Raw genomic sequence first — 1,275 nt, 5'->3', positions numbered from 1 at the left:
ACAGCACTGAGGCATTCACAGCGGAGACAATGCAGTCAATGCTGCCCCAGAACGTCCAGGGGGGCGAGTGGCAGTCCCGGGCCATTGCCATGAATAAGGCACTAGTATTTGGTACTAAATTCTGGTGTGTGCGCGAAGGCAAAACAATGTCGCTGCAGATGCTCCGTGAACATATGACTCTCGAAGGGATGGCCAAACTTTACTGTCGTGGCCTCGATGATCAGTGGCCGGAAGAAGCTATCGCACCGTTACGTAACTACCTTCAGGACGTTCCCGGTTTCGACCTGTCGCTGGTCAGGACACCATCAGCCTGGACGGAAGAACCCAGAAAACAACATGCTTATCTCTCCGGGCAGTTTTCTGAAACTTTCAGCACATTCACGGAAGCATTCGGGGATATTTTTGCTGAAGATTCCGGTGATATCGATATTCGTGACAGCATTCACAGCGACAGAATTCTGATGGTAATGATCCCCGCTCTGGATACATCAGCGCATACAACGTCCGCTCTGGGACGAATGTTTATCACCCAGAAAAGTATGATTCTCGCCCGTGATTTGGGCTACCGCCTCGAAGGAACTGATTCCGATGCACTGGAAGTCAAAAAATATAAGGGGCGTTTCCCTTACCTGTGTTTCCTTGATGAAGTGGGGGCATACTATACAGACCGTATTGCTGTGGAAGCCACTCAGGTGCGTTCACTGGATTTTGCTCTGATTTTGATGGCACAGGACCAGGAACGTATAGAAGGACAGACAACAGCCACGAATACGGCAACACTGATGCAGAACACGGGGACAAAATTTGCCGGCAGGATTGTTAGCGAGGGTAGTACGGCCAGAACGCTGAAAAGCGCCGCCGGTGAAGAAGCCAGAGCGAGAATGAACAACCTGCAGCGTCAGGACGGCATATTTGGTGAATCATGGATTGACAGCCCACAAATCAGCATCCTGATGGAAAGCAAGATAAATGTTCAGGAGTTGATTGAACTTCATCCTGGCGAGTTCTTTTCTATTTTCCGGGGAGAAACCGTACCATCAGCCTCATTCTTCATCCCTGACGATGAGAAAAGCTGCAGCAGCGATCCCGTTGTTATAAACAGGTATATCAGCGTGGATGCGCCACGCCTGGACCGTCTCCGCCGTCTGGTTCCCCGTACTGCTCAACGTCGAATCCCGTCACCGGAAAATGTCAGTGCCATCATTGGCGTCCTGACTGCAAAACCCTCCAGAAAAAGACGAAAAATTCGCACAGAGCCGCACACGATCGTGGATA

Annotated in this window: 1 pseudogene; it reads left to right on the top strand. The window is 50.7% G+C overall.

The window, feature by feature from the left end:
- Nucleotides 1-1,275: pseudogene (locus tag RTW80_RS25475) on the top strand (conjugal transfer protein TrbC); the annotation flags it as partial.

Origin of the sequence: Escherichia sp. AM3 (genome assembly GCF_032029835.1) — a bacterium.
GTDB lineage: Bacteria > Pseudomonadota > Gammaproteobacteria > Enterobacterales > Enterobacteriaceae > Escherichia > Escherichia coli.
The sequence above is the reverse complement of the archived record's forward strand: the minus strand, read 5'-3'. Positions and strand labels throughout refer to the sequence as shown.